The following is a 6,022-nucleotide window of genomic DNA, read 5'->3' as shown; positions in this document are numbered from 1 at the left end:
GGCGGCGTGGCCAAAGAGTTCAACACAATCGCGGTCGATGATGGCATCGCGATGGGCCATGACGGGATGCTTTACAGCTTGCCCAGCCGTGAACTGATCGCGGACAGCGTGGAATTCATGGTCAATGCCCACTGCGCCGATGCGATGGTGTGCATCTCGAATTGCGACAAGATTACGCCGGGCATGCTGATGGCCGCGCTGCGCATTAATATTCCGGTGGTGTTTGTGTCCGGCGGGCCGATGGAAGCGGGCAAAGTGCTGATCAAGGGCAAAGAGCATGCGCTCGATCTCGTCGATGCGATGGTCGCCGCCGCAGACGAGAGCATGAGCGATGAGGAAGTCGACTCCATCGAAAAGGCAGCGTGCCCCACTTGCGGGTCGTGCTCCGGCATGTTCACCGCCAATTCGATGAATTGCCTGACCGAGGCGCTCGGCCTCTCGCTTCCCGGCAATGGCTCGACGCTGGCAACCCACGCCGATCGCAAGCGGCTGTTTCTCGAGGCGGGCCGCCTGATCGTCGATCTCTGCCATCGCTATTACGAGCAGGACGATGCCAGCGTCCTGCCGCGTTCGATTGCCAGTTTCGCTGCGTTCGAAAATGCCGTCAGCCTCGATATCGCCATGGGCGGATCGACCAACACCGTGCTCCATCTGCTGGCCGCCGCGCACGAGGCCGGGGTCGATTTCACGATGAGCGACATTGATCGCATCTCGCGCCGCGTGCCGTGCCTGTCGAAAGTCGCGCCGGCCAAAGCCGATGTCCATATGGAAGACGTTCACCGCGCAGGCGGCATCATGGCGCTGCTCGGGCAGCTGGATGTCGCCGGTCTGCTGCACAGCGATCTGCCCACGGTTCACAGCCAAACCATGGGCGATGCGCTCGCGCTGTGGGACATCTCGCGCACGACAGCGCCGCATGTGCAGGAGTTTTACCGGGCAGCGCCGGGCGGTGTGCCAACGCAAGTCGCCTTCAGCCAGAGCCGCCGCTGGAAGGAGCTCGATCTTGATCGCGAGAACGGTGTGATCCGCTCCGCGCCGCATGCATTCAGCCAGGATGGCGGCCTGGCCGTGCTTTATGGCAATATCGCGCTCGAAGGTTGCATCGTGAAGACCGCTGGGGTGGACCCCTCGGTGCTGGTGTTCGCCGGGCCTGCCAAAGTCTACGAAAGCCAGGATGCCGCAGTGACCGCCATTCTGACCGGGCAGGTCGTGGCGGGTGATGTGGTGGTGATCCGTTACGAAGGGCCCAAAGGCGGGCCGGGCATGCAAGAAATGCTCTATCCTACCAGCTATCTGAAATCCAAAGGTCTTGGCGCGGCCTGCGCGCTGCTGACCGATGGGCGCTTTTCGGGCGGTACATCGGGGCTATCGATCGGGCATGCCTCGCCCGAAGCAGCCGAGGGCGGCGCGATCGGTCTGGTCGAGAACGGCGACCGCATCGAGATCGACATTCCTGCCCGCACCATCCATCTTGCTGTTGCGGACGACGTGCTGGAGGCGCGCCGCGCTGCTATGGAGGCGAAGGGTTCTGCCGCGTGGCAGCCTGCCAAGCCGCGCCCGCGCAAGGTTTCGCCCGCGCTACAGGCCTATGCCGCGATGACGACCAGCGCCTCGCGCGGCGCGGTCCGCGATGTGTCGCAGATCAAGGGCCGTTCTTGACGCAGGTGGATGCTCCTCACGGCGCTGCGCATGCCGCATTCCAGTGAAGCGGCAGGATTGCAGATCCTGACCTCAACCCAGATGCGCGCCGCCGAGCAGGCGCTGATTTCATCAGGAACGAGCGCCGCGATGCTGATGGATCGCGCCGGCTGCGGCGCGGGGGAATGGGTGCGCCGCATTGCCGCTGGCCGCGCCGTGACGGTATTGTGCGGGCCGGGCAACAATGGCGGCGACGGCTATGTGATCGCGCGGTTCTTGCAAGAGCGCGGCGGGAGTGTCCGCCTTGTCGCTCCCAGCGCGCCAACCACTGCCGAGGCGCGCGCCGCAAGGGCCCGTTTCACAGGGGAAGTGCGCGATAGCGAGGCAGGCATTTATGGTGACCTGCTGGTTGATTGCCTATTTGGAACTGGGCTGAAAAGGCCGCTTGCTGATGATCTGCTGGGGATTTTGTCGCGCCTTGCGCAGCGACACGCCAAACGGATCGCGATCGACTTGCCGAGCGGCGTCGACAGCGACAGCGGCGCAGTGCTCAACCCCGGACTGCCGGAGTATGATCTGACCATTGCTCTGGGCGCATGGAAGCACGCGCATTGGACGATGCCTGCGGCGCAGCACATGGGGGCGCTGCGGCTGGTTGATCTGGGCGCGGCGAGCCTGGCAGGCGCGGATACGCTGCTGGCACCGCCTGCCATTGCGCCACCAGCCGCCAATTCGCACAAATACCGGCGCGGATTGCTCGCCATCGTCGGCGGCCAGATGCCGGGCGCGACTGTGCTGGCCGCCGAGGCCGCCATGCGCGCTGGCGCTGGCTATGTGAAGCTGCTGGCCCCGGCGCGTCCGCAGGGTGTTCCTGCCGGGCTGGTCTGTGAGGCTGCGGGCGATCTGGCCGGACTTGCCGATCGGCGCGTGGCGGCTGTGCTGGTCGGCCCCGGGCTTGGCCGCGATGAGGAAGCGCGCGCCCGGCTTTTGGCGGCTTTGCAATGCGGAGTGCCTGCGGTGCTCGATGCGGATGCGCTGATGCTGCTGAGCCCAGACGAGCCGCGCCCATCATGCACGATCCTGACCCCGCATGAAGGCGAATTGGCCGCACTTGAACAGGCGTTTGGCCTGCTGCCGAGCGGCCTTCGCCGCATGCGGGCTTTGGCCCTTGCTGAGAAAACCGGCGCCACCGTCCTGCTCAAAGGCCCCGACAGCTTGATCGCGGCTCCAGATGGCAGCGTCACGCTGGCGCCGCGCGCGTCCCCCTGGCTTTCGATTGCTGGCAGCGGCGATGTCTTGGCCGGAATGATTGCCAGCCGCCTTGTGGTGCACCGCGATCCGCTGCGCGCGGCGCGCGAGGGGTTATGGTTGCATGGTGAAGCGGCGCGTCAATGCGGCGCTGCGTTCACGGCGGATGATCTTGCAGCGGCGACCACCGGCGCGATGCAGGCGGCCATGTCATGAGCGCCCCCGGACTGATCGTGCGCGTCGCGGCCAAAGGCGAGGGCGCAACTGCGGATGGCCGCTACGTCGCTTTGGCGGCACCCGGCGATGTGCTCGAAGCGGATGGTTCGCTCACACCGGGGCCCGATCATGTTGCGCCCGCGTGCCGCCATTTCCCGGCGTGCGGCGGCTGCCAGTTGCAGCATCTTTCCGAGCGTGCGCTCACGGCGTACGTCAGCGACCGCGTGGCCGGAGCAGCGCGCGGGCAGGGGATTGATCCGGGCGACCTGTCCCCGGCGCATCTCTCGCCGCCGCAAGCCCGCCGCCGGGCTACGCTGCATGCGCAGGCCATCGGCAAGCGGGTCGTGATCGGGTTTCGTGAGGCAGGCGCCCACCGGATTGTCGACATGCGCGAATGTCCGGTGATGGCAGCTCCAATGCTGGCGCTGGTTGGCCCGCTACGCCAGCTGTTGGAGCGGCGCGGCGACCGCAAGTTGGCGGTGGATATCGAGCTGGTGCTGGCCGATCAGGGTGTGGCCATGAACCTCATCGGCCTCAAGATCGAAGGCCTCACGCAGATCGAGGCGATGCTCGATTTTGCGAGGGATAATGCGCTGGCGCGGCTGACGGTCGATGCAGGCGATGGCCCTGAAACGACGTGGGAGCCCGAACCGGTGACGGTGACGTTCGGCGCGGTGCCCGTGGTCATGCCGGTGAGCGCGTTCCTGCAAGCAACCCGCGACGGCGAGGATGCGCTGGCCGATGCGGCGCGCGATTGGCTTGGCGGCAGCGTGACTGTCGCCGATCTGTTTTCGGGATTGGGCACGTTTGCATTTGCGTTGGCTGGCCCCGGCACCAAAGTTCTGGCGGTGGAAGGCGCGCGCGATGCGCATTTTGCGGCCCAGGCGGCGGCGCGTCAGGCCGGGGTTCCGGTCCACGCGCTCCACCGCGATCTTTACCGCAATCCGCTGCGCACCGAGGAACTTGATCGTTTCAGCGGCGTTCTGCTGGATCCCCCACGATCGGGCGCGCGTGAACAAGTGGCGCAACTGGCCGCTTCGACCGTGCCGCGCGTGGTCTATATCAGCTGCAATCCCGCAAGCTGGGCGAAGGATGCTGCGGCGTTGCTGGCAGGTGGCTACCGGCTGGCCGAGCTCCGCCCCATCGGCCAGTTCAGATGGTCAACGCATGTCGAGCTGGCGAGTTTGTTCCTCAAGTAATTTGTCAGATGCTACCGCCAAACACCGCAATTGCTGCCTGAACGACCAAAATCATCAGCGCCACGCTTGACAGCGCAAACAGGATGAAGCGCGGGGCCACCTTGTTGACTGTCGATTGAAAGATCGAGTGCGCCACCCGCAAGGCGACATAGGCCCATGCAATCACCAGATTGATGCCGCCGCCTTGACCGATCAGGGCAAGCACCAGCGCGATCGCATAAAATACAGTCGGTGCTTCATGGAGGTGATTGTAATTGTGCGCTTTCCACTGGATTCTCGGTGCGATCAGGCTCTCCAGCTTGGCCCCGGTCCAGCCCACATCGGCGTTGGGATCGCGCGACTTGGGCAGCGCATTGATCGCTGGTATCCGCGTGGCATACATCCACACCCACATTACCATGGTCCAGATCGCAAGGGCGACCACCGGTTGCAGAATTTCCATGCCGATCATTGTCGTCCCCCCTAAACCGCGCTGCGCCCATGTTGGACAGTGCTAATTCGATTGTCAATTGCAACTGATCAGCCTGCGGTAATCACGGTGGCAAAGGTCGCAGGATCAACATTGCCGCCTGACAGGATCACCGCCGTGCGCCCGCCCGCTGTTACCTTGCCGGCCAGAAGCGCTGCGAGCGCCGCCGCGCCGCCCGGTTCGACCACGAGGTGCAGCCGCTCAAAAGCATAGCGTTGGGCCGCGCGCACTTCTGCCTCACTGACAGACAACCCGTTCATCCCGCGCGCTGCCATCACTGCAAAATTGATCGGATACGTCGCCATCGTCTGCAGCGCGTCACACGCCGTGCGCGGCGGATTTTCGCCGATGTGCAGGATATGGCCGGCGGCAAGGCTGCGCGCGACGTCGTCCCAGCCTTCCGGCTCCACCGGCACGATTTCGGCCTCGGGGCAAGCCAGCGCGAGGCCCGAGGCCAGCCCGCCGCCCCCGCATGGCGTAACGATCCGCGTCGGCGCGCCGCCTGCAAAGCATTCCATCTGCGCGGCCAGTTCGATTCTGGTGCTGCCCTGGCCCTCGATCACCCACGGATCGCCATAGGCATGGACCAGCACTGCGCCGCTCGCCGCGCAGATTTGCGCCGCAATCGCATCGCGTGATTGCGTGAGGCGCTGATAGAGCACGACTTCGGCGCCATGGCTGCGCGTGGCCGATAGCTTCACTTCCGGCGCATCGGCCGGCATGGCGATGGTGGCCTTGATGCCCAGCCGCTTCGCCGCCCATGCCACCCCTTGGGCATGGTTGCCGCTCGATACCGCGACGACCCCGCGCGCGCGCTCGTCCCCAGTCAGATCGGTCAGGCGATGCCATGCCCCCCTTATCTTGAACGCGCCGACCGGTTGCAGGTTTTCCGCCTTGCACCATGCGGTGTCGCCGTTTGGCAAATCCAGCGGCAGGAGCGGCGTTTGCGGCAAGAGCGCAGCCATTTTGCTCGCCGCGCGCAGCACGCCCTCGCGCGTTGGCGCGCGATCAGAGAGGGCAAGGGCGATTTCGGTACTTGGGTTTGTCATGGGCTTACCCTAAAGGCGGTCCTTTCGGAGCGCCAGCGGCTGCGGCGCACATCCGGTTGGGAGTTTCCTCATGGCCAAAGTCCTTGTTATCGGCGCGGGCGGCGTCGGTTCGGTTGCTGTCCACAAGATGGCGATGAATGCGGATATCTTCGGCGAGATCGCGCTGGCAAGCCGTACCGTCGCAAAGTGCGAGGCGATTGCCG

At 65.2% G+C, this 6,022-nt stretch carries 6 protein-coding genes; 4 read left to right on the top strand and 2 right to left on the bottom strand.

Annotated features, from left to right (window positions below):
• The 3 genes from ilvD to Q0O40_RS14995 form a co-directional block, all read left to right on the top strand.
• On the top strand, nt 1-1,659 hold a 1,659-nt coding region (gene ilvD / locus Q0O40_RS15005), incomplete at its 5' end, for a dihydroxy-acid dehydratase (protein ID WP_295531657.1).
• Between the two features lie 30 nt (nt 1,660-1,689).
• Nucleotides 1,690-3,102 carry an NAD(P)H-hydrate dehydratase gene (locus tag Q0O40_RS15000; RefSeq protein WP_295531654.1) on the top strand — a complete coding sequence of 471 codons (1,413 nt, stop codon included), beginning with the start codon at nt 1,690-1,692 and terminating at the stop codon, nt 3,100-3,102.
• A complete protein-coding gene (locus Q0O40_RS14995) occupies nt 3,099-4,301 on the top strand; it encodes a class I SAM-dependent RNA methyltransferase (protein WP_295531651.1) in 1,203 nt (400 codons plus the stop codon). The genes Q0O40_RS15000 and Q0O40_RS14995 overlap by 4 nt, the downstream gene beginning before the upstream one ends.
• A gap of 4 nt (nt 4,302-4,305) precedes the next feature.
• Here the strand turns inward: Q0O40_RS14995 and Q0O40_RS14990 are convergent, their stop codons facing one another.
• Nucleotides 4,306-4,752: an MAPEG family protein gene (locus tag Q0O40_RS14990; RefSeq protein ID WP_295531648.1), complete on the bottom strand. Its 447-nt coding sequence runs from the start codon at nt 4,750-4,752 to the stop codon at nt 4,306-4,308.
• A gap of 68 nt (nt 4,753-4,820) precedes the next feature.
• Nucleotides 4,821-5,819: a threonine/serine dehydratase gene (locus tag Q0O40_RS14985; RefSeq protein ID WP_295531645.1), complete on the bottom strand. Its 999-nt coding sequence runs from the start codon at nt 5,817-5,819 to the stop codon at nt 4,821-4,823.
• Nucleotides 5,820-5,889: 70 nt separating this feature from the next.
• Here Q0O40_RS14985 and Q0O40_RS14980 point away from each other — a divergent pair.
• On the top strand, nt 5,890-6,022 hold a 133-nt coding region (locus Q0O40_RS14980), incomplete at its 3' end, for a saccharopine dehydrogenase NADP-binding domain-containing protein (RefSeq protein ID WP_295531660.1).

The organism is Novosphingobium sp. Chol11, from assembly GCF_945870625.1.
Lineage (GTDB): Bacteria > Pseudomonadota > Alphaproteobacteria > Sphingomonadales > Sphingomonadaceae > Novosphingobium.
This window is presented reverse-complemented; position numbering and strand designations above follow the sequence as displayed.